18 protein-coding genes are annotated in these 21,191 nt (G+C 42.2%); 2 read left to right on the top strand and 16 right to left on the bottom strand.

From position 1 onward, the window contains the following. Positions 1-10: 10 nt before the first annotated feature. Positions 11-910: a helix-turn-helix domain-containing protein gene (locus IGI92_RS02300; protein WP_086332957.1), complete on the bottom strand. Its 900-nt coding sequence runs from the start codon at positions 908-910 to the stop codon at positions 11-13. A 120-nt stretch (positions 911-1,030) separates the two neighbouring features. Between IGI92_RS02300 and IGI92_RS02295 the strand changes: the two genes are divergently transcribed. Next, positions 1,031-2,296, top strand: a complete 1,266-nt coding sequence (locus IGI92_RS02295; protein WP_429947016.1) for an alpha-galactosidase — start codon at positions 1,031-1,033, stop codon at positions 2,294-2,296. Positions 2,297-2,420: 124 nt separating this feature from the next. Here the strand turns inward: IGI92_RS02295 and IGI92_RS02290 are convergent, their stop codons facing one another. From IGI92_RS02290 to IGI92_RS02245, 10 genes are all read right to left on the bottom strand, one after another. Further along, on the bottom strand, positions 2,421-4,421 hold the full coding sequence (locus IGI92_RS02290; protein ID WP_430607841.1) for a glycoside hydrolase family 31 protein: 2,001 nt from the start codon (positions 4,419-4,421) through the stop codon (positions 2,421-2,423). Between the two features lie 33 nt (positions 4,422-4,454). After that, entirely contained in the window at positions 4,455-5,381 is a 927-nt protein-coding gene (locus tag IGI92_RS02285) for a helix-turn-helix domain-containing protein (protein ID WP_430607839.1), read from the bottom strand. A 137-nt stretch (positions 5,382-5,518) separates the two neighbouring features. Continuing rightward, entirely contained in the window at positions 5,519-5,785 is a 267-nt protein-coding gene (locus IGI92_RS02280) for a DUF6171 family protein (protein ID WP_005232191.1), read from the bottom strand. A gap of 4 nt (positions 5,786-5,789) precedes the next feature. Further along, positions 5,790-7,235: an alpha-N-arabinofuranosidase gene (locus IGI92_RS02275; protein ID WP_216691251.1), complete on the bottom strand. Its 1,446-nt coding sequence runs from the start codon at positions 7,233-7,235 to the stop codon at positions 5,790-5,792. Between the two features lie 10 nt (positions 7,236-7,245). Next, positions 7,246-8,868: a glycoside hydrolase family 43 protein gene (locus IGI92_RS02270; RefSeq protein WP_430607836.1), complete on the bottom strand. Its 1,623-nt coding sequence runs from the start codon at positions 8,866-8,868 to the stop codon at positions 7,246-7,248. Positions 8,869-8,886: 18 nt separating this feature from the next. Further along, complete coding sequence (locus IGI92_RS02265) at positions 8,887-9,843, bottom strand: glycoside hydrolase family 43 protein (protein ID WP_430607835.1); 957 nt, start codon at positions 9,841-9,843, stop codon at positions 8,887-8,889. A gap of 15 nt (positions 9,844-9,858) precedes the next feature. Continuing rightward, positions 9,859-10,275, bottom strand: a complete 417-nt coding sequence (locus IGI92_RS02260; protein WP_008376104.1) for a hypothetical protein — start codon at positions 10,273-10,275, stop codon at positions 9,859-9,861. A gap of 8 nt (positions 10,276-10,283) precedes the next feature. Then, complete coding sequence (locus IGI92_RS02255; RefSeq protein WP_005227285.1) at positions 10,284-11,135, bottom strand: carbohydrate ABC transporter permease; 852 nt, start codon at positions 11,133-11,135, stop codon at positions 10,284-10,286. 12 nt (positions 11,136-11,147) lie between these two features. Next, positions 11,148-12,038, bottom strand: a complete 891-nt coding sequence (locus tag IGI92_RS02250; RefSeq protein WP_176257025.1) for a carbohydrate ABC transporter permease — start codon at positions 12,036-12,038, stop codon at positions 11,148-11,150. A 46-nt stretch (positions 12,039-12,084) separates the two neighbouring features. Further along, positions 12,085-13,335, bottom strand: coding sequence for an extracellular solute-binding protein (locus IGI92_RS02245; protein WP_430607832.1), 1,251 nt, complete (start codon positions 13,333-13,335; stop codon positions 12,085-12,087). 317 nt (positions 13,336-13,652) lie between these two features. Here IGI92_RS02245 and IGI92_RS02240 point away from each other — a divergent pair, with 317 nt between their 5' ends. Beyond that, on the top strand, positions 13,653-14,543 hold the full coding sequence (locus tag IGI92_RS02240) for an ArsR/SmtB family transcription factor (protein WP_008376111.1): 891 nt from the start codon (positions 13,653-13,655) through the stop codon (positions 14,541-14,543). A 72-nt stretch (positions 14,544-14,615) separates the two neighbouring features. Here the strand turns inward: IGI92_RS02240 and IGI92_RS02235 are convergent, their stop codons facing one another. From IGI92_RS02235 to proC, 5 genes are all read right to left on the bottom strand, one after another. Next, entirely contained in the window at positions 14,616-16,439 is a 1,824-nt protein-coding gene (locus tag IGI92_RS02235) for an APC family permease (protein ID WP_034872061.1), read from the bottom strand. Positions 16,440-16,656: 217 nt separating this feature from the next. After that, positions 16,657-19,362 (bottom strand): YhgE/Pip family protein, encoded by a 2,706-nt coding sequence (locus IGI92_RS02230; RefSeq protein ID WP_430607830.1) that lies wholly within the window; start codon positions 19,360-19,362, stop codon positions 16,657-16,659. A gap of 15 nt (positions 19,363-19,377) precedes the next feature. After that, positions 19,378-19,602, bottom strand: a complete 225-nt coding sequence (locus IGI92_RS02225; protein WP_223347157.1) for a hypothetical protein — start codon at positions 19,600-19,602, stop codon at positions 19,378-19,380. Between the two features lie 47 nt (positions 19,603-19,649). Beyond that, entirely contained in the window at positions 19,650-20,324 is a 675-nt protein-coding gene (locus tag IGI92_RS02220; protein ID WP_430607829.1) for an HAD family hydrolase, read from the bottom strand. A gap of 46 nt (positions 20,325-20,370) precedes the next feature. After that, positions 20,371-21,171 carry a pyrroline-5-carboxylate reductase gene (gene proC / locus IGI92_RS02215; RefSeq protein WP_008376116.1) on the bottom strand — a complete coding sequence of 267 codons (801 nt, stop codon included), beginning with the start codon at positions 21,169-21,171 and terminating at the stop codon, positions 20,371-20,373. Between the last annotated feature and the right edge of the window lie 20 nt (positions 21,172-21,191).

Below are 21,191 nucleotides of genomic sequence, written 5' to 3'. Positions count from 1 at the left end.
CTATCTGTCTTTACTTCATTCTTAAAAAAGCTGTATGTTCCCCTAATATATGTTGTCCTGCTTCTTCTTTGATTTGATGGGTGTAGATTTGACGATAAACTTTAGGACTCATGCCTTTTTTCTGTTTAAAGGTATTGGTAAAGTGCTGCCTACTGTTGAATCCTGCTTGAGCGGCAATTTCGACGATTGGCAGCTGACTATTGCTTAGTAAAAATGCTGCCTGCTTCAGACGCTCACTGGTGAGAAAATGGTTGACCGTCACTCCCAGTTGCTCATGAAAGAGTTTATGCAAGTAGGCTTTCGTAATCCCCACCGCCGTTGCGATTTGGGAGACTTGAATATCTTCATCAAAATGCTGTTGAATATAGTCGATCGCAGCGTTCACATAGCAATTGCCCCGTTTGGTTTCTTTCGTACGTAATGAAAAGGCTAATTCCATCAGCATCCGCTTAAACAAGAGCTCGATCGTAAATTGCCGTTCAGCAGACGGTTGCTCTTGAGTATCATCGATCATTAGCAGCTGCAGCAATGACTTGATCGCTTGTCCAAATTGGCGGACATCGCGACTTTTCGCGTAAGGCTCATTCCATTGTACATTTCCTTTGATGTATGCAAAAACATCACGAACACAAAGGGCGGACGGTGTCTCACTCAGAAGAAATTCAATATTCAGTAATGTGCAGGAATCTCCTTCAACGAGTAAGGCGTGTTCCACAAACGCATTTATGAAAACGAAATCATTTCTTTCCAGAACAATTACTTGATCTTGCACCTTTATCTTACACTTCCCTTTGGTCACAAACATGATCTCACACGCTGGGTGTTGATGTGGATTCATGGAAAAACGCTCAAGGGCAACACTATAGTATGCTGTAATCTTCGCATAGTTTGTTTCTTGTGGAAACACTATTGATCAACTCCTTTTTCATTCGTTGACGATTTCTTTCTTTTTTATTTCTAGTAGACAAAACTTTCCCTCTCTTTTTTATTGCTTACTATACTATAAGAAAAACGTACTAGGAGGAAATCGATGTCTTTTTTACATTTTGCACAAACACCCCCAATGGGATGGAATTCTTGGGACTGCTATGGCGCTTCTGTGACCGAAGCAGAAGTGATCGCCCATGCCGATTTTATGGCAGAGCATTTGAAAGCTTATGGTTGGGAGTATGTCGTCGTGGATATTCAATGGAGCGAACCAGAAGCAAAATCTACAAGGTACAATGATTTTTATCCGTTGTGTATGGACGACTATTCTCGCTTGATTCCTGCTGAGAACCGTTTCCCTTCAGCAAAAGATGGCGCTGGTTTCAAAAAACTTGGTGACTATCTGCATCAAAAAGGGCTGAAGTTTGGTATCCATATCATGCGCGGCATTCCACGACAAGCAGTTCATCAAAATACGCCGATCAAAGGAACGGATAAACGGGCACGAGACATTGCTATGAATTCAATCTGCCCTTGGAATTCCGATATGTATGGGGTCGATGTTTCATTGCCTGAAGGACAGCTTTATTATGATTCTTTGCTCGAATTATATGCTTCTTGGGGTGTTGACTTTATAAAGGTGGATGATATCGGCGATTCGAAAATTTACGGTGATGCCCATAAAGCAGAAATCAAAGCGATTCGCCGTGCAATCGATCGATCCGGTCGAGAGATCGTCCTTTCTTTGTCTCCCGGACCAGCTGCCCTCAAAAATGGTAGTTTCTTTCAAAATCATGCCAATATGTGGCGCTTGACGGATGACTTTTGGGATCATTGGGACGCCCTTTACGCCATGTTTGACCGAGCAGCAGAGTGGGCACCTTTCGTTCGTCCAGGTAACTGGCCTGACTGTGATATGCTACCGTTGGGTCATATCGGCATTCGAGCAGTTGATGGAGGCGGTGGTGACAGCTGGACACGTTTTACGGAAGACGAGCAATACTTATTGATGAGTTTATGGACGATCTTCCAATCTCCATTGATGTTTGGTGGTACTTTACCAGACATCGATCTCTTTACCTTACGTTTATTGACGAATACTGAAGTCTTAGAAATGTATCGAAGAATTTATACGAAAAAAGAGTTCTATCGTGATCAAGAGTGGATCATTTGGGAGGCGTTGAGCGACACAGCAGTCTACTATGCCATTTTCAATGTTTCTGATCAAACGCAAACCATCCCAAAATCGATCGCTGCTTTACTACCAATTAAAAGCGGCACTGAGTTATGGCAACAAAAAGAACAAACAATTGCCGATGCTGAGGTTCCTACTCATGGTGTCTTGTTACTCAAAAGCCCATTACAATAGTCCTCTCAATGAAAGCAACACAATGTGCCGAGCACATTGTGTTGCTTTTCTATTCATATTGTTCTTACCCTCTCAACAAGGTACCTACCAGTCTTACAAACAACTGACCGTAACCATTTCCAGCCTATACTTCATGAATCAAGTAACTCTGTTTTCCCTCTCGCAAAAAGATTGGTAAGGAATCAATTTGTGCCTGTGCGACAATCCATTGTCCACCTTCATAGATAGTTCCATCTCGAGCATCGGTCCATTTTGCTCCTGTTGGCAAATATACCTCACGCTCAGTAGCATGCGCTACAACGATGGGCGCCACTAGAATATCAGAACCATAGAGATACTGTGTTGTCAGTTCCCATACCTGGCGATCCTCTGGAAATTCATAAAAAGTTGGTCGAATGACTGGCGTTCCTTTTTCATGAGCTGCGCGCATCAATTCACGCGAGTAGTCCCGCATCAATTCACGAATTCCAATAAATTTTTTCATAATCTCATAGTTCTTTTCCCCAAACGCCCATATTTCGTTAGCTGCTCCGGTTTGCTCTGTTTCTTCACCATCTGCTTTGAAGATTTTTTTATGGGGAGTACGTGAACCGTGCAATCGCATGACTGGACAAAAAGTCCCGTATTGAAACCAGCGGATCAATAAATCTTGAAAATCTAGACTTGTCACAGAACCACCATGAAATCCGCCGATGTCACTTGTCCACCACGGGATGCCTGCTAACCCCATTTGCATGCCAGCAACGATTTGGTTGCGAAAGTCTTGGTAAGTCGAATGAATATCGCCGGACCAAACCAATGCCCCATATCGTTGGCTGCCCGCCCAAGCACAACGAACCAATTTGATTGAATGTTCTTTTTGTGAGGAAGCTTCTCCCTCATCAAAACCACGAACATACTCACGGGGATAAATATTGCCTTTTTGCAACACACTCCCTACATAATAACGATAGGAATCATAGTCATACGTACCAAATTCTGGTTCAGCCTCATCCAACCAAAACAAGCGAATGCCGTTATTGACATAATTTTTTGATACTTTCTCCCAGACATAGTTTCGAGCTTTAGGATTTGTTGGATCATAAAAGATGTTATTCCCATGAAACAACATCTGTACATCAATGCCGCGATCCGTTTTGACTAATAAGCCTTGTTCTTTCATCTCTTGAAAATTCTCACTACGCGTGTCGATTTGGGGCCAGATCGATACCATTAGCTCGATTCCATATTTATCTCGTACTTCTTCTGCCATCGCCTTGGGGTCTGGAAAGAAATTTTCATCAAAGCGAAAATCACCACAGCGCGGCCAATGATAATAATCGATCACTAGTACATCAACGGGAATGTTCCGCTCTTTGTGTTCCCTAGCGATCGCCACTACTTCCGCTTGTGTCGCATAGCGAAGTTTACATTGCCAAAATCCTAGGCCATATTCGGGCATCATAGGTGCCCGTCCTGTCACTTGGCTAAATTGTTCTTCGATTTGAGCTGGTGTCTCTCCAGCAGTGATCCAGTAATCCAATTGCTTCGTACTTTCGGCACGCCATTCGGTCGTATTTTTACCAAAAGAGACCGAACCGATTGCTGGATTGTGCCAAAAAAAGCCGTATCCTTTGTTTGATAAATAAAAGGGGATCGAAGCTTGTGAATTTCGATGCGCTAATTCTAAATTACACCCTTTTAGATCAAAAATATCCTGTTGATATTGCCCCATACCATAGATTTTCTCCTCACGATCGGCTTCGAAAGTAGCTTTTAGTTGAAAATCTCCTCCAATAATCGACTTAAAAAACCGCGCCTTCTTCAAGAGCGCACCGCCAGATGCTGCCTCTTTCAAAATCACTTCGCCTTTTTGATTGTAAAAAGTGATCTTGCCATAGTTGTTCCAGCCTGCGTCTTTGGTGACTACTGCGTGGATTTTTCCATTACCGATAGCTCCTACATCCCCCTCAATCGCAACCTCGGCCTTAGAATCTTGTGTTAATAATGCACAGCAGGATAAATCTAGTTCACCAGACGGTGCACTCACCACCCGCAAACTGTTCGTGCCCCAAGCAATAATACGCACGACTTCATTTCCATTTTGAAATTCGAGGTAATTCTCACCTATTGAAAAAAACGACATTTTTGAACCCTCCTTTTTTTCAGTATAGCTGGATTACAGAGGGCTATCCTTCGATTTTATGGCGTGTTCTATCGTAATCATGTCATTTTTCCGATATTGTGTAGGAGTCTCACCAAACATCTTTTTGAAGCACACAGAAAAATGATTACTATTACAAAAACCGATAGCTTGAGCGATCGCCACCATGGTCAAATCAGTCTCTCGCAACAATTCTGCCGATCGGATCAAGCGATAATGATTTAGATAAGCCATTGGGGAAGTTCGAAATGATTGCTTAAAAAATCGTGTGAATTGCTCTTTACTTAAGGAAACAGAATCGGCCAAATCTTGCAATTGGATCATTTCATGATAATTAGTATGAATATAAGATAAAACCATTTTTTCCCGTTTTTCTTGGAGGCGCTCGCTTGATTTTTTTGCTGGCTGGTCAGTCCCAACTTCTAATAGATATGACAAGAGTTGGATAACGATCCCTTTCAGACGTAATTCACGATAGGACGATTTCCCCATAAAGCATTGATCAAATAGTTGAAACAAGGTGAGACTTTGTTGACTTTTATCTGGAAAATCCACATAAGAAGTAACACCTTCTTGTCTCAAAAAAGGATCGATTTGTTGGCTTTGAATTCTATCTGATTGTCGACTCGTGATTAATTGTTCAGAAAAAACGATACACGAAAAACGACAGCTTTGTTGTGCGATTCGATAGGCAGTGTGTAAAGCGTTGGGAGGAATCAGTACGATCGTATTTGCCTTAATCTTGCGTGAGACTCCATTAACGACTAATTCTAGCTGTCCTTGATGGACACATAAAATTTCGATTTCTTTATGCCAATGTGGCACAAAAAAGAATTCTCGCCAAACACTCACTAAATTAGGATAATATGCTAATGGGAAATCTTCTGTGCCATGGTTCGCAGCTTCATAATAAGCAAGCGCTGCAGGTTGATTTATTTTCATTGAATCACTCGCTCACTTTCCACTTTGTTAACATTGTTTTTCGTTTAATCATAGCGTATCTACAACGATTATGTAAGCGTAATCAAAAAAATGTTTTATCTGTTGATCCTTCTGACCAATTGAAACAAACAGGACAGCTACTTGACGAGCTGTCCTGTTTGTTCCCACATTCCTGCAGGACAGTTTTTCTTAGCTAAATTTGCGCGAAACCGATAAAAGCAGCCGCATTTGGTACAGGTATGATTCAATCGCAATGGACAAGTCTCACAAACAACGATTCTCCTACTGACGATCTCCGGCGAAGCCAAGTCGCTTTCTAAAGAAAGTTGTTCTGCAATCAAGGATTCAATGTCTTCCTGTGCTGCTGCAGCAGCATCTTTCACTTCGCATCCTTTACAAGTCATGGGATCAGACTGTCAATGAGATCGTGAGAACACTCATTGCTGGCACCCGCAAGCTGACTTTGTTCTCTTTAACATCGTAAGCGGTGAAGTCTTGGATCACCACATCTTCAGGATGATCAAAATCATTGTGTGCGTTCATTTTGTCCCCCACGATATAACGAGCTTCTTTCACTTCATTGATCGCTGTTTCCAGGGAGAAGGTTAATTCTTCCGTGCCTTGGGTAGCAAAATTACAAACCGATAGATGGATCGTATCCTCTTTTTTCGAAATCGTATACGTAATGGTATCACTGCTAGTTCCATGGCTATCAATGGTTTCAGCATCTTGATGGACTTTGTACAAATCAAAGACATGATAGCTTGGGGTTTTCACCATTTGTTCGCCATCTGTCAAAATCATCGCTTGCAGGACGTTGACGGTTTGTGCGATATTTGCCATATGCACTCGCTTGGCATGTTTATGGAAAATATTCAAGGTGATCGCTGCGACCATGGCATCACGAATCGTATTTTGTTGGTATAAGAAGCCTGGATTCGTCCCAGGTTCTGCTGAGAACCAAGTGCCCCATTCATCAACAATGATTCCCACACGCTGTTCTGGGTCATACTGGTCCATGATCGCGCTGTGGCGGGTCAATAATTCATCCATGTAGGCTGCTTTTTCACAGGTCACTTGCCACTCTGCCTCATCAAATTCCAAGGCGCTACCTTTTTCTTCCCAGCCCTGCGGATGAACGTAGTAGTGCAAGCTTAGGCCGTCCATCAACCAATGGGCGTTTTTCATCAGCGTTTCCGTCCAATGATAGTCTGCGACATTCGCTCCGCCAGCAACTTTGTAGATTTTTTTGTCACCGTATTGGCGGACATAGGTTTGATAGCGGCGATACAGATCCGCATAGTACTCTGGCCGCATATTGCCGCCACAGCCCCAGTTTTCGTTTCCTACGCCAAAGAATTTCATTTCCCACGCATCTTCATGGCCATTTTCTCTGCGAAGATCAGCCATCGGAGAAATGCCATCCATCGTAATGTATTCCACCCATTCCGACATTTCTTGCACCGTTCCGCTGCCGACATTACCGTTGACATACGCGTCACATTCCAGCTGCTTGATCAATTCAAAAAATTCATGGGTCCCGAAATGATTGTTTTCAGTCACGCCGCCCCAGTGAGTGTTGACCATCGTTTTGCGGTTTTCTTTAGGACCAATCCCGTCTTTCCAATGGTATTCATCGGCGAAGCAGCCGCCTGGCCAACGCAGCACAGGGATTTGAATGTTTTTCAGTGCTTCAACCACATCGATCCGCATCCCATTTTTATTTGGGATCGGCGAATCTTCTCCAACGTATAATCCTTCATAGATACAACGGCCTAGATGCTCTGCAAAATGACCGTAGATATATTTACTGATCGTTGTTCCTGATTTTGTGTTTTGAATGTTAATCGTCATTGTTATACTCCTATTCTTTGATTCCCCAAATGGATTCATTATTATCGCCAATCGTTGAAAACGTTAATTTTTGCTGCTCAAATTCTGTTATTTCCTGACTTAATAAGATACCTTTGAAGGTCGCTTTTTCAAAAGTCAATGCCAAGTCTCCCGCATCGTACGTCCAAGTTCCGGTCAAGTCACCAGTAACGCTTCCATCTTTTTGAAGCTCGATTGTCTGCGTTTTTAGCATGGTCGTTCCATTGTCGGTACCATGGTTAATGATTTCATAGCGTCCGATAATGTCATCTTCTGACAAAGCATCTGCTATTTGTTCATTGCCTCGATACTCGTAGGGTGCTGGAACTGGCCAGCCCTCCTCATTCATATACATTCTGTTGACCCGCACTTCATGGGCTTCGGTTCCATTGTTAAAGCGCGTATGGTACACCAAGGACCACTGACCATTCTCATCGATGATCGCCGAATTGTGTCCCGCTGCTCGATACCCCATTTGTTGAAACGAGAATTGGTAGTTGCCAATCAATTTGATGCCGTAGTTTGAATTTTGGTCCCCTTGTTCGAAGATTGGGCTATTTCCTTGGGCATCAAGGTAAGGTCCTTCTGGTTTTTCAGCGCGAAATAGTCGCATATTGTAACCACCTTTTGCTGCTAAACCACCATAAGTGACGAATAGGTAATAATAATCGGTTTCCTCATCATAAACAATATAGGGACCTTCTCCTGATTGATGATAGCCGCCAAAAAGCTTGATCCCGAAATAGCGATCAATGATACGCCCATCTTCCGTCGTGCTATCTTCCCCAGGATACATTGGTTTTCCAGTGGCTGGATCAACTTCTAATAAAAAGATACCGCCAGACCAAGAACCATAGGTCATCCATAGTTTCCCTTCTTCATCATAAAACAACGCTGGATCAATGGCGTTTGGCGCATAATCGGTGTTATACGTCAGACCATCTTCGATCGCCCAGTTTTCACTGAACCCACTGATTTTCCCCTCTTTGATCAATTTCGCCAAATGGGTATTTTGATAGTTGGTATTGCGTTCACTACCATCTGTCGAATCTTTTTCTGTAAAGCCAGAATAGACCACGGTATCCGCATAGCTATAGGGTCCTTCGATTGTTTTAGCTACGGCCAATCCAATCGCTGAACGCCGCCACGTAGAACTAGCTGAGTAGTAGAGCATATAGGCTCCTTTGTCTCCATTTGACCATTCATAATCAGCATTCCAAATGACATCTGGTGCCCAAAGGCTGTAACCACCTTTTGAATCGGCATCATCGTAGCCTGCCCATTCAAAAGTCTCAGCTAGATTTTCTTTTGTGTTACCATAGATCATATTGTCTTCCATTGATTCATATTCGTGAGTGAAAGGTACTTCCCAAGTTTGTAAATCTTCTGTTTTCGCTTGGGCGAGATGCGAACCAAATACGTAAAACAGCTCTTGGTCACCAACATGAATAGAAGTAATCGATGGGTCATGAATCGACACTCGATTTTTTGTCGTTGTTTCCCACTCCTTTTGTGAAAGTTGCTCAGCAGCATCTCCTGTTTGACAGCCAACAAGAAATAAACTAGTAAAAAAAACGGACATGGTTAAACAGAGCATTTTTCTTTTTGTATTCATTTTTTCCCTCTCTTTTATCTATCCTTTGACTACACCGGGTTCGCCAAAATCAGGCAATCCATTTTTCTTCCAAGTAAACGGTTGGACGTACGCATGTCGATTGGGATTTTCTAAAGGATTACTGTAATCATTTTTTTCTGGTCTTGCATGATACACTAAGATATCTTGTTTCCCTTCCTCATCGACTGTAAAGGAGTTATGTCCTGGTCCGTATAGGGAATTTTGTTCAGAACTTGAAAAGACTGGTTCCTTCAACTTATGCCAAGAATACCCATTCAATAGATCACTATCCTCATCTGCCCACAACAGTCCCATCGCGTAGTTTTCATCCGTCGCACTGGCTGAATAAGTAATGATCACTTTTCCATTTCTAATCAAAGCAGCTGGAGCTTCGTTCACTTTGAAGCCGATTTTTTCCCATCCATAATAAGGAATGCTCAGCAGAATCTGCTTTCCTTGCAATGTCCAAGGATTTTCCATCTCTGATAAATAAAGATTGGAATTGCCTGGAATGTTTGGATCTGCTTGTGCCCAGACATAATACAATCGGTTCCTGTGTTCAAATACCGTAGCATCTAAACTGAAACTCTCAAATTGCGTCTCGATCTGTCCTTTTTCTACCCACTCGCCTGCAAAGGGATCTTCATTCGCATTTTCGATCGCAAACATCCGATGATGATGCTGATCATTTCTGACTTCTCCATGATCTGCAGCAGCAAAATAGATGTACCATTTTCCTTGAATAAAATGAATCTCTGGTGCCCAGATCAGCTCACTCATGGGGCCTTCGGCATGAGCCGTCCAGATGACTTTCACTTCACTGTCAGCCAGACCTTTCAAGGTTTTCGCACGCCTTAATTCGATTTCCTGATACCCTGGTTTTGATCCAGTGAAGTAATAATATCCATCGGTATGCTTGTATATCCATGGGTCTGCACGTTCTAATACAATCGGTTCCAAATAATTTTCTGCCATAAATTCTACACCTTCTTAAAAAATTCCATTTTCCGTTTTTAGTATTTTTATTGCTTTGTTTTTAGACATATACATCGTCGTAGCTAGTAAATAGAGGACGACACCGATCACATCATAGATGATCAAATGGATGATGACACAGGCGATCATCCAACGTATCGTTCCTTTGTTTATTTGTTTGTCTCGCATATTCTTCGCGTTGATCCAACTGATCACGCCCATCAAAATCGTCGCTAACGCAACGATCATAACTACCTTCGATATCATTCCTACCAGACTTGACTGCAAGTATTCATACTGATTTTGATTTTGAAATGCTGCGATCCCTTGTTCTTCAAACCAAGGATAATACCCAAACATCGTTACGAGACCAATACAGACATCCCAGACCGCACTGGCACGTAGTAAATTTCTTTCCAATTTTCGATTCATGATCTTCACTATCCTTTTATTCCTGCATTTAAGTTCATAGATTCAATGAAGTATTTTTGAGCAAATAGAAACAGCATGACGGTTGGAATGATCGCAATCAATGCCGAGCCCATCAATTGACCAATCATTCGGTAGTTGCCATAAATGTCTTGTAGTAATAGCAAACCGGCTGTAATCGGCATCTTACTAACATCCGTATACACGATCACTGGCCACAAGAAATCATTCCATGAGCCTGTGAAAGAAAAGAGGCCTGCAACGATCAACACAGGTTTGATCAAAGGAACGATGATCTCTGCAAAAATTGTAAATTCATCTGCACCATCCATTCGTGCTGACTCGTCAAATTCAAGCGGGATACCTTTCATAAACTGTCGCACAAGAAAGATATTTCCCATCCCTGCTAAGCCTGGAATAATCATAGCAAGAGAAGAGTTGACCCAGCCGAAGGTTTCAATGATTTTGTAAGACGGGATCAAATTCACTACACCGGGAAACATCGAGATCCCCATCAAAAGATAAAAGATACGATCACGGTATTTAAACCGCATTCTGCCATAGCCATAAGCGGTCACTGAAACAACGATCACAACTAAAACAGTGTGCGTGACTGCGATAAACATTGAATTCCATAACCACTGCATAATTGGTGCAGTAGACGTATTAGTCAAAATCGCTACATAGTTATCTAATATCCAGTTTACGGGTAATAAACGAAACCCAGTAGAGACGATTTCGGTTTGAGAACGAAAAGAAGTGGCAAAGCTAAAAATCAATGGAATAACCCAGATGATACATAAAACGATCAGAAACAAATATGCGATGACCATACTAGGTATATGTTTCTTTTGTGTATTCATTTTTTTGCCCCCTTAAGTATTGCTTCTATCTAAAAGAAAATATTGAAATACGGACACACACATAATGATCAATCCTAAGATGACTGCCATTGCCGAAGCCATTCCTGCAATTGATTCTCCTTGACTAAAAGCCAGTGAGCGGATATACATCATCAATACAGTCGTGCTTTGGTTTGGACCTCCACCTGTCATCATCAAAGGCTGTGCAAAGACATTAAATGCGCCAGCAGTTGTCATCACGATCGTATATAACAGTGGAAAGCGAATAGATGGCAAGGTCACATTCAAGAATTTTTGGAATGCTCCAGCTCCGTCGATCTCTGCCGCTTCATAAAGGTCTTCATTGACACCCGCTAAAGCTGAGCGATAAATGATCATGTTACCACCGATCGCTCCCCAAATGCTGACAACAAAAATCAAGATCCATGCATAGGGTTGTCGCGAAGCCCAAGAGAAATCGAACCCAAAAATATTATTGATGGCACCTAATCGAGAGTGGAAAATCAATGACCAGATCAAAGAACCTGCTGAAACAGAGATAAGACCTGGAATATATAGAATTGCTTGAAAAAGTCCTTTCAGCTTCACTTTTTTATGTTGCAATGCAGCTGCAATCATCAGTGGAATGATGATTTGTAACGGCACCATGATCAAAACGAAAATAAAGGTATTTTTCAAACCATTCCAAAATTGGGTATAGAATGTCGAGGAACTATCAAACAATAATGTTTTATAGTTGTTAAAACCGACCCAGACTGGATCAGAGATCAAATTCCATTGCGTAAATGAAGCATAAATACCATAGATCGTTGGAATACATACAAAAATAATAAAGAGTACCATGTGTGGTCCAATGAATGCGATCGATGCCCAGTTAATGCTCTTTTTTTTCATTCCTTTCATTCCCTTCTAAAAATTGGAAAAGGGGATAGAATTATCCCCCCTTCACTTATCTAGCTACTTCTGCAATCTTATCTTCGACATATTGTTGCATCGTTGCTAATCCTTCATCCATATCTAATTCACCGTAAGCGATATCTGTACTATAAACATCTAATGCTTCTAAGACATAAGAGAAATAAACGTAGTCAAAGATGTAAAGTGTTTCTTCTTCCTCTGGTGTAGAAGTAAAGAATGATTGTGGGTATTGTTGGTAATCATCACTTTCTAAAATATCTTTACTTGCAACGATTTGACCGGCTTTTGCCCATTCGATCGAGTTTGTACGAACGAATTCTAAAAATTGTGCGATTACTTCTTCTTTTTCTTCTGTTCTGCTTTCACTCTTCAACATGCCAAACATATGAGAAGCTGCTCGGTTAGTTGCGATGTCATCTGAAGTCGAATAAATATTTGTTACGCCCCAATTCAATCCCTCAACCGCATCATGAGCGGTGGAAGTCCAAGTACCATCTGTTGATAAGAGTACGTTTCCGCCTTGGAACATCAAATACCCATCTTCTCCATAAGGTGTCATCAAACCTGCATCTGTTAACGCTTTAATTTTTTCTAACGCTTCTTTCATTTCTGGCGTATTCACCGTCGGGTTCCCAGCATCGTCAGAAATTGCGCCACCTAAGTTACGGATTTGCGCTAAGATAACCCAAGAAAGTAACGCATTATTTACGACATAATCGCCTTCTTCCATCTGCCCTGCTAATGACATCATTTCATCAAACGTCACGATGTTATCGTCTAGCCAAGAAGTGACATTGTATTTTTCTAAAAGATCTTGATTGTAATACATGGCACTGGCATGGATATCTAATGGGATCGTATATTGAGTATCGCCGATTTTTCCTGCATTCCACGCTGTATCTAAATAATTGCTTTCTTCTAACTCAGGTTGATAAGAAACCAGACGATCAACCGGATCAATAATATCGGAATTGACAAATTCCTCTACTTTATAAGAATGCATCAAAGTCAAATCTGGAATCCCACTTTTAGAACTAACAACCGTACTTAATTTAGTATACATATCAGACGTGATCACATGATTGATTGTATAATCGGAACCTGATTGTTCATTGAATTCATTTACGATCTGATCCATATAAGCGCCATCATCACCAGTAAGGGGTGACCAAAAATTAATCGTGTATTTTTCTTTTTCCGCTGCCTGATAACGATTAAAACCAATAAGGGCAACTGCAATGACTGCAACTAAAGCACCAATAATAATAAGTTTCTTCTTCATGTTTTTCCCTCTTTCATAGAAATTGAATTTTGGTCTTTGAAGCCGAACACACGCCTATCCTCCTTCTCTTATTTGCTATCCCAGCATTTATAATTGCATTATTCATTTCTAGCGTTTGCAAACACTTTCAATTTACAAATAAATCATAACTTGATTTGTAATCGCTGTCAACAATATTTTGATTAATTTATCAAGGATAATATCTATGTTAATTAATAAATATATTAATAACTAGCGAAATAAACAACGCTATTTACACAAATTAGCAAATATGTTAACATTCAAGTAAATCAAACAGTTTAAGCGGAGGTGACACGATGCAATTAGAAATCAATCAAGAAGCATTGCCTGTCTATGAGGCACTTGCCAGTAACGTGCGAATCAAAATCATTCAATTGCTGGCTAAAAACAAGATGAATGTCAAAGAGTTGGCACAAGAGTTGGGCTTAAGCAGCGCTATCATTACGATGCACATCAAAAAATTAGAAGAAGCCAAAATCATCAAAACAGAGCGTGTGGGGCAAAAAAAGATTTCCAGTTTGAGAGTGGACCATATCGATATCAACTTTCCAGAGAAAATCTTTAATGCCTTTGATACGAAAGAAACGGCGATACCGATCGGTCATTATACAAATTATTCGGTAGAACCAACGTGCGGGCTTGCTACTTCAGCTGATTTTGTGGGAATGGTAGATGAACCGAAGTTTTTCATGGATCCCCGACGAATGGATGCCCGCATCTTGTGGTTTACGAAAGGATTTGTCGAATACCAATCGCCAAACTTCTTAGCAAAAGAAGAAAAACTCGAAATGATGGAGATCTCAATGGAGGTTTCGTCTGAATTTCCTTTTTCCAATAACAACTGGCCTTCAGACATCACCTTCAGCTTAAATGGTGTGGAGCTTGGTACATGGACTAGCCCAGGGGATTTTGCAGACATTCGTGGAAAGTATACACCGGATTGGTATCCAGACAATCTTAATCAGTACGGGTTATTGAAGACGATCCGCATCATGGATCATGGAACCTACATGGAAGGTGTTCCTCTTTCCGACATTACGATCAAGGATATACCTGCCTACGAAGATACGTGGCATTTAAAAGTGGAAGTCAAAGAAGATGCCGAGCATGTCGGCGGTTGTACCCTCTTTGGCAAGGGGTTTGGGAATTACGATCAAGATATCAAACTAAAAATGTTTTATAGCTAAAAAAAAACGCTAGTCTTAGCGGCTGACCCAAACATTTCTTTTGGGAATCAGGTCGCTAAACTAGCGTTTTTGTTATTTTTTCAAATGGTAACTGTACGTACTTACAATGATGTTTTCACGCCAAGAGAGTCTGAAACGCAAGCGCAGGCTTGTTTGGTTGTGCAAAATATTTTGCCAGCGACGTCTTGGGACAAACTGTGGAATGATGACGGTCGTTGTGTAATTGTGTTTGGCTGCATTGCGGCTGACTAGATCCACATAACGTAAGATGGGATTTTCAATCGAACGATAAGAAGAATGAACGACGGAGAAACGCACGTCTGGGAATTTTTGCTTAAATTCTTGTTCGATTTCTTTTTCTTTCTTCACATCTTCATCCAACGATACGTGCATCGCTACGACATAATCACCAATCGATTGGGCATAGTTCAATGCGCCGATATTTACTCGGGTAACATTTCCGACTAAAACGATCACGGTATTTCCTTCATAAACATGTAGTGCTTCTTGTTTTTCCAACCGCAGCTGTTCTGCGACTTTCTTATAATGATCATGGATCTTGTAAAAGATATACAAGAGGATCGGCATGATAATAAAGAATGGCCAAATATCGCCTAAGCGATACACGAACAAGATGGCAATGATCGCAAAGGAAATCAAAGCCCCAACGATGTTGGCGATCGATTTAAAGAACCAGCCTTTGCCTTCTTTTCTCCATTTGATCACCATTCCGCTTTGGGACAAGGCAAAAGGAATAAATACCCCAATGGAATACAAAGGAATCAAACGCTCGGTCGATCCTTGGAAGATAAACAATAATACGATGGAACCAGCAGCCAAGGTGATGATTCCGTTCGAATAGCCAAGACGGTCCCCACGGTCTTGATACATATGCGGCATATATTTGTCTTTCGCTAGGTTATACGCCAACACGGGGAAAGCTGAAAATCCGGTATTTGCGGCAACTGCTAAAATCAGTGCCGTAGCAAATTGCAAAACGTAGTACATAAACCCATGACCAAAAACGGCAGAACCGATTTGAGATAGGACGGTCACTTCTGTTTCTGGTACGATACCATACCAATAGTTGATAAAAGTGATGCCGACAAAGAAGAATCCTAAAATCGACGCCATGATTGTCAAGGTCGCAGCTGCATTTTTCGCCCGTGGTTTTTTGAAAAACGGCACCGCGTTACTGATCGCTTCGACCCCTGTCAAAGAAGAGGAACCTGATGAGAAAGCCCGTAAAATCAAGGCCACGGATACCCCAGGTACGACCGCTCCCGGTAGTGCGGTTGCATTTAACGGTTGCGCACCCGTTACGATATTGTACAAACCGACCACGATCAAGACTGTGATCACTGCGATAAAGGTGTAGACAGGAATCATCAAGAAGCTAGCTGATTCTCGCAACCCTCGCAGATTCATCATCATGATCAAGATTACGATCACGACAGAAATGGCCACTTGATGACCGAACAACGCCGGCACAGCTGAAGTGATGGCTTCTGCCCCTGCTGAGACGGATACTGCCACTGTCAGCATATAATCGATCAATAGAGAGCCGCCGGCAATCAGGCCCGCATTTTTCCCTAAATTTTCACTACTTACTACATATGCCCCACCGCCGTGAGGGTAAGCATGAATGATCTGGCGGTAAGACAAGGTCAATGAAATCAAAAGAATAATAACAAAAGCAGCGATCGGCAATGAATACCAGATAGCAGCAGCGGAAAGTGCCACTAATACGACAACGATCTGCTCTGTCCCATAAGCAATCGAAGACAAAGCATCAGAAGATAGCAACGCAAGGGCCGCCGTCCGGCTCAGTTTTTGTTCATCATTCTCTGCGGATTTCAATGGACGTCCGACCAACAAACGTTTCAAATACTCCACTTTTTCTACACTCCTTTTCATGAAAAAATCCTTCGTTAAACTTGTAACGATATCCTCACAAATATTGAATTATCAAGACTGTATGCTACTCTTGTAACCGCGAAAAGTCAATGAAAATCAGATGAAAAAACGACCCTTTTTCCCTCTTTTGATTATTAGAAATTTCACGTGATGGCACAAAAGCAGAAAGAACAAATGCTCTTTCTGCTTTAAGATTTTAGTGGAAGAAATGACTTTCTTTGGAAATGTCACTTAGTTTCTTCGTAGAGTTGACTAGATAAGGATACGCGTACGTACCGACGATCCCAAAGACTAGGAACAAAATCGTTAAAATGATCAACTGCGGGATAGCATTTGGCCAATAGATCCCACCGGCTGATTCTCTTAACAGATTGACCGCATGAGTAAACGGCAGTAGCGGATTAATGAATTGGAAGAACTTCCCAGAGACTTGGATTGGGTAGTTTCCTCCCCCACCTGAAATGGAGAGAACCAAAATAATGATGGCGATCCCTTTCCCGAGGTTGCCGAACAGTCCCGCCAGTACGTAGACGATCATCATAAAGGCGAGTCCGACGAGTAATGCGAAGAAGACACTGTACACAGGGTTGTGGACATCGACGCCTAATAAAAACATATTTCCTAGGGTCACGATCAAACTTTGGGCGACTGCCATCGTCAAGAACGTCAGCATCCGTGCCACAAAGGTTTCACGTTGTGTAAAGCGTTTTTTGTCTTTCTTCTCTAAATGATACTCCGTTGTAGCGACACTTGACAACAATAATGCCCCTACCCACAAACACAATGCGGTATAAAATGGTGTGCTCGCTGAACCATTGTTGGCGATTGGGTAGATTTCATTGCTTTTTAATTCCACTGGTTGTTTGAAGAAGTCGGCTTCATCCGTGGCATCAAGTTTCAATAATTTGATGACCTCCCCAAGATCGACTTCATTTTCTCCTGCTCGGATCGCATCAGCGGCTTTGTGGATGCCTGCTTTGATACTTGGCCAATCGTTATTGATTAAATCAACAGCCGCATCCAAGGCTTTTTCAACTTCTGGCAGTTTTTCATCCACCATCGCCATCGTAGAACTGATTTCTGATTTGATGGTTGGCCAATCGTTTTGCAAGAAGTCTACGGCCAACCCTAATTTTTCTTCGACAACTGGCAATTCGTTGTTGTAAAGGTCGGCTCCTTTATTGATGGCATTGACGATTTCATCCATATGACCATTCAGCATCGTATTGGCATCGTGCAATTCTTGCTTGATGGCAGGCAATTCTTTTTGGTATTTTTCCAAAATCGTCACGGCATTGCTGACCACTGATTTGGTGGAAGACAGCAACGAGTCAAAATCGATTTCTTGGGCTTTTTTCAAGACATCTTCGGCTGTGGTGATGGTTTCGATTAGTTTGGTTAGGATGTCGTTGATGGTTACAGTGATTGAATCAACATTGATGCTGTTCATGAGATCAGCGATGTTTTGAGCAGCTGCGGTAACTTGATCGAGGTACGCTGTAATTTCATCAACAGACCCATTTTGAACAAGGTTATTCAATTGCGATAAGCGGTCAGATAAAACTCCTAGCGATGTTTTAGCATTGCTTAGTTGCGTAATGATACCTTCTAAATCGGCGTTACTACCGGAATTCTGAATATTGGTTAAAAAGGCAATCAAGGAATCCAAGGCTGCTTGTTGTTGCTGGATGTTCTTTTGAAAGTCAGTGATCGTTGCACTGATTGCTTGACGCTCTTCATCCGTTAGTTCATTGTCAGCTAGTGCTTGACGAATCGTACTTGTCAGCCCAGCAGTAGTTGTTGCCACTTGACTGATCAACTCAATCGTCACCTTCACACTGCTAGAAATACTTGGCAGGGCATCTTGCAACTGTTGCGCCCCATCTTTGGTCGCTGTGGCGAAGCTGGCGGCTTGGTCGCCTAGTTGTTCGATCTGTGGTAACGCGGCTTGAACTTGTTCGATGACTTGCAGTCCTTGTTTGGCGGTATCGATGCCGTCCGTCATGGTGCTGGCAATGTCATCAAAATCATCATCGATCATCTTCAATTGTTTGCCGGCATTTTGGATCTCTGGGATCTTCTCTTGCAAGGTCAAAATGATGCTGGCTTCTTTCTTCAATGTCGGCAGCTTATCGTTTAGGCCAATCAGTTTTTCCCCCATGGCATCCACTTGCGGAATATAATCGGTAAATTCTTCGGCTTTTGCGATCTTTTCTTTGATTTCTGGAAACTTATCGTGCAAGGTGACGATCTCTTTCGTATAACCGTCGATCGTAGCCAAATTGTCATCGGTATCTAAGATCATGGATTTGACTTTGTTGATGCTGACTAAGTTGGAATCAATGTCATAACCGATTTCATTGAAGACTTTTATTAACGTAGAGCTGGCGGTTTCAATAAAGTTCTGTGAGATCTCTTCTTGAAGGCTGCTAGCTCCTTTCTCGGTGATTTTTGGTGCGATGGCGTTGATTTTTTGGTTGCTGTAATACTCAATGGTCGGTTTTTCAATTGTCCCGCTGGTAAAGCTGATCAGATCATCTGAAAAATCAGCTGGCAGATAAATACCGGCGTAATATTTTCCTGATTTGACCCCTTCTACCAAGTCCTCTTTTGAATCCACGAAACGCCAGCCTAACTGTTTGTTATCATGGAGGGTGTCGATGACTTCATCACCGATATCGATATGCTTGCCTTGAAATTCTGCCCCTTTATCCGCACTATACACGGCGATTGGCAATTCACTGGTGTTGCCATATGGATCCCAAAGTGCTTTGATATTGAACCACGCATAAAGCGAGGGTAAGATCATTAAGGCAATGATCAAAAATGCAGAGATTGGATTGCTGAAAATTCGTTTCCAGTCCAGTTTATATAAATAGAAAACATTCTTTAGTTTATTCATTTTTTTCTTCCCCCACTAGTTCTTCGTCGAAGGATAATTTACCATGTTTTTCCCCCGCCGCCAACGGCTACGATCGACCAAGAAAAGTCCTTTTGACAAATGGACGTTTTTGTCAAAATGAAACCCCTTTACTTTTTGTTTTTTTTCGCTTATTGTTAAACTTTCTTTAACTTTACCATGATGGCGAAAAACAAACCACTCATATCCTTTGAACTGTTTTTTTACCGGTCTTTTCTTCACAAAAAAAGCTTCCTTTTTCTGCAACGAAAAGGAAGCTTTTTTAGGTGTTATTTCAGTTGATCCTTTGCCAATAAATCATACACATATTTCAGTGAGGTGGCTTCGCCATATAACTGAAGTCCGGCCTTCTCTTCTGGGGAGTAGACTTGATCAAAACTTTGATCGGGAATCAACACGACATCGATCTCCGCACGTGTCGCAGCTGTTGCTCCCACAAGAGAATCTTCCATGACTAATGCTTTTTCTGCTGCGAATTGCGCTTTTTCTAAAGTCAGCAAGTAAGGTGCGGGATCAGGTTTATGGGCGGAGACATCATCGCCAAAGGTCTGATAGTCAAAGGCCTGCAACAAATCGAAATGCGCCAACAATTCAGAGGCTCTTTTTTTCATCGTCGAGGTGGCTAGTGCCGTTTGGAAGCCTTTCTCCCTAGCCAATGCGATGGTTTCTTTCGCATAGGGTTTAGTTTTGAAGGTGCCATCAGTTATTTGCTGGGCAATATAGACTTCCCGTTCTGCTCGTAATTCCTGCACCCGCTGCTGACCGCCTACGAGGTCGGCTAATTTACTAGCCGTCTGTTGCCAACTTTGACCACGCCAACCAAAAATATCAGCGGCTGTAATCGGAAGCTGATACTTTTTAAATAGAGCCAACCACCCATCAAAATAGACTTTCTCAGTATCGACTAACAATCCATCAAAATCAAAAATCAAAAGTTCTTTCATAAACGCTCCTTCGTTTTGCTAAGATTTTCCCCTCACTCACTGGGTATCAAGACATTTCCCGACTTTTGTCAGCAGCTGCTTGCACTGCTTTGATGACAGCCGCACGAAAGCCATTTTCCTCTAAGGTTTTGACTGCTTGGATCGTTGTGCCCCCAGGCGAGCTGACACGATCCTTTAAGACACCTGGGTGTTCCTTCGTCTCTAGTACCATCTTCGCTGCGCCTAATACCGCTTGAGCAGCAAATTCATACGCCATCGGCCGCGGCATACCTTCTGCCACTGCTCCATCTGCCAAAGCTTCAATGAATAAATACGTGTAGGCTGGCGAAGAACCACTGACACCAATGACTGCATCGATCATGCTTTCTGGTACTTGCTCGGCTTTCCCAAGGCTTTCAAAAAGTTGTTTGACTTCGTTGGCTTCGGCTTCCGTTACTTGACCGTTGGGGCTGATAGAAGACATCCCTTCGCCGACAAGTGCGGGGGTATTTGGCATGACCCGCACGATTTTGTGCGCACCGATGATTTCTTCCATTTGCGCGATCGTCACACCCGCGGCAATGGATACTAGCAAGTGTTCCTCAGTCAATCCTGCTTTTAAATCAGCAAGCAAGCGGGGAAAGACAAAAGGTTTGACTGCTAAGACGAAGATCTCTGCTTTTTCTGTGACATCCGCCAGCTTAGTTGTCCCAGTGATCCCGGTTTCTTTTTCTAATTGTGCCAAAGTCGGCTCGTAGCGATGGTTATAAACCAAGATCTCTGCTGGTTCATACAGCTTTGCTGCAATCAAGCCATTAATGATAGCTTTTGCCATGTTACCGGCTCCTAAAAAGGCGATTTTTCTCATGTATTTCACACTCCACTTCT

This window comes from Enterococcus sp. DIV2379 (genome assembly GCF_050542965.1).
Lineage (GTDB): Bacteria > Bacillota > Bacilli > Lactobacillales > Enterococcaceae > Enterococcus_D > Enterococcus_D entomosocium.
This window is presented reverse-complemented; position numbering and strand designations above follow the sequence as displayed.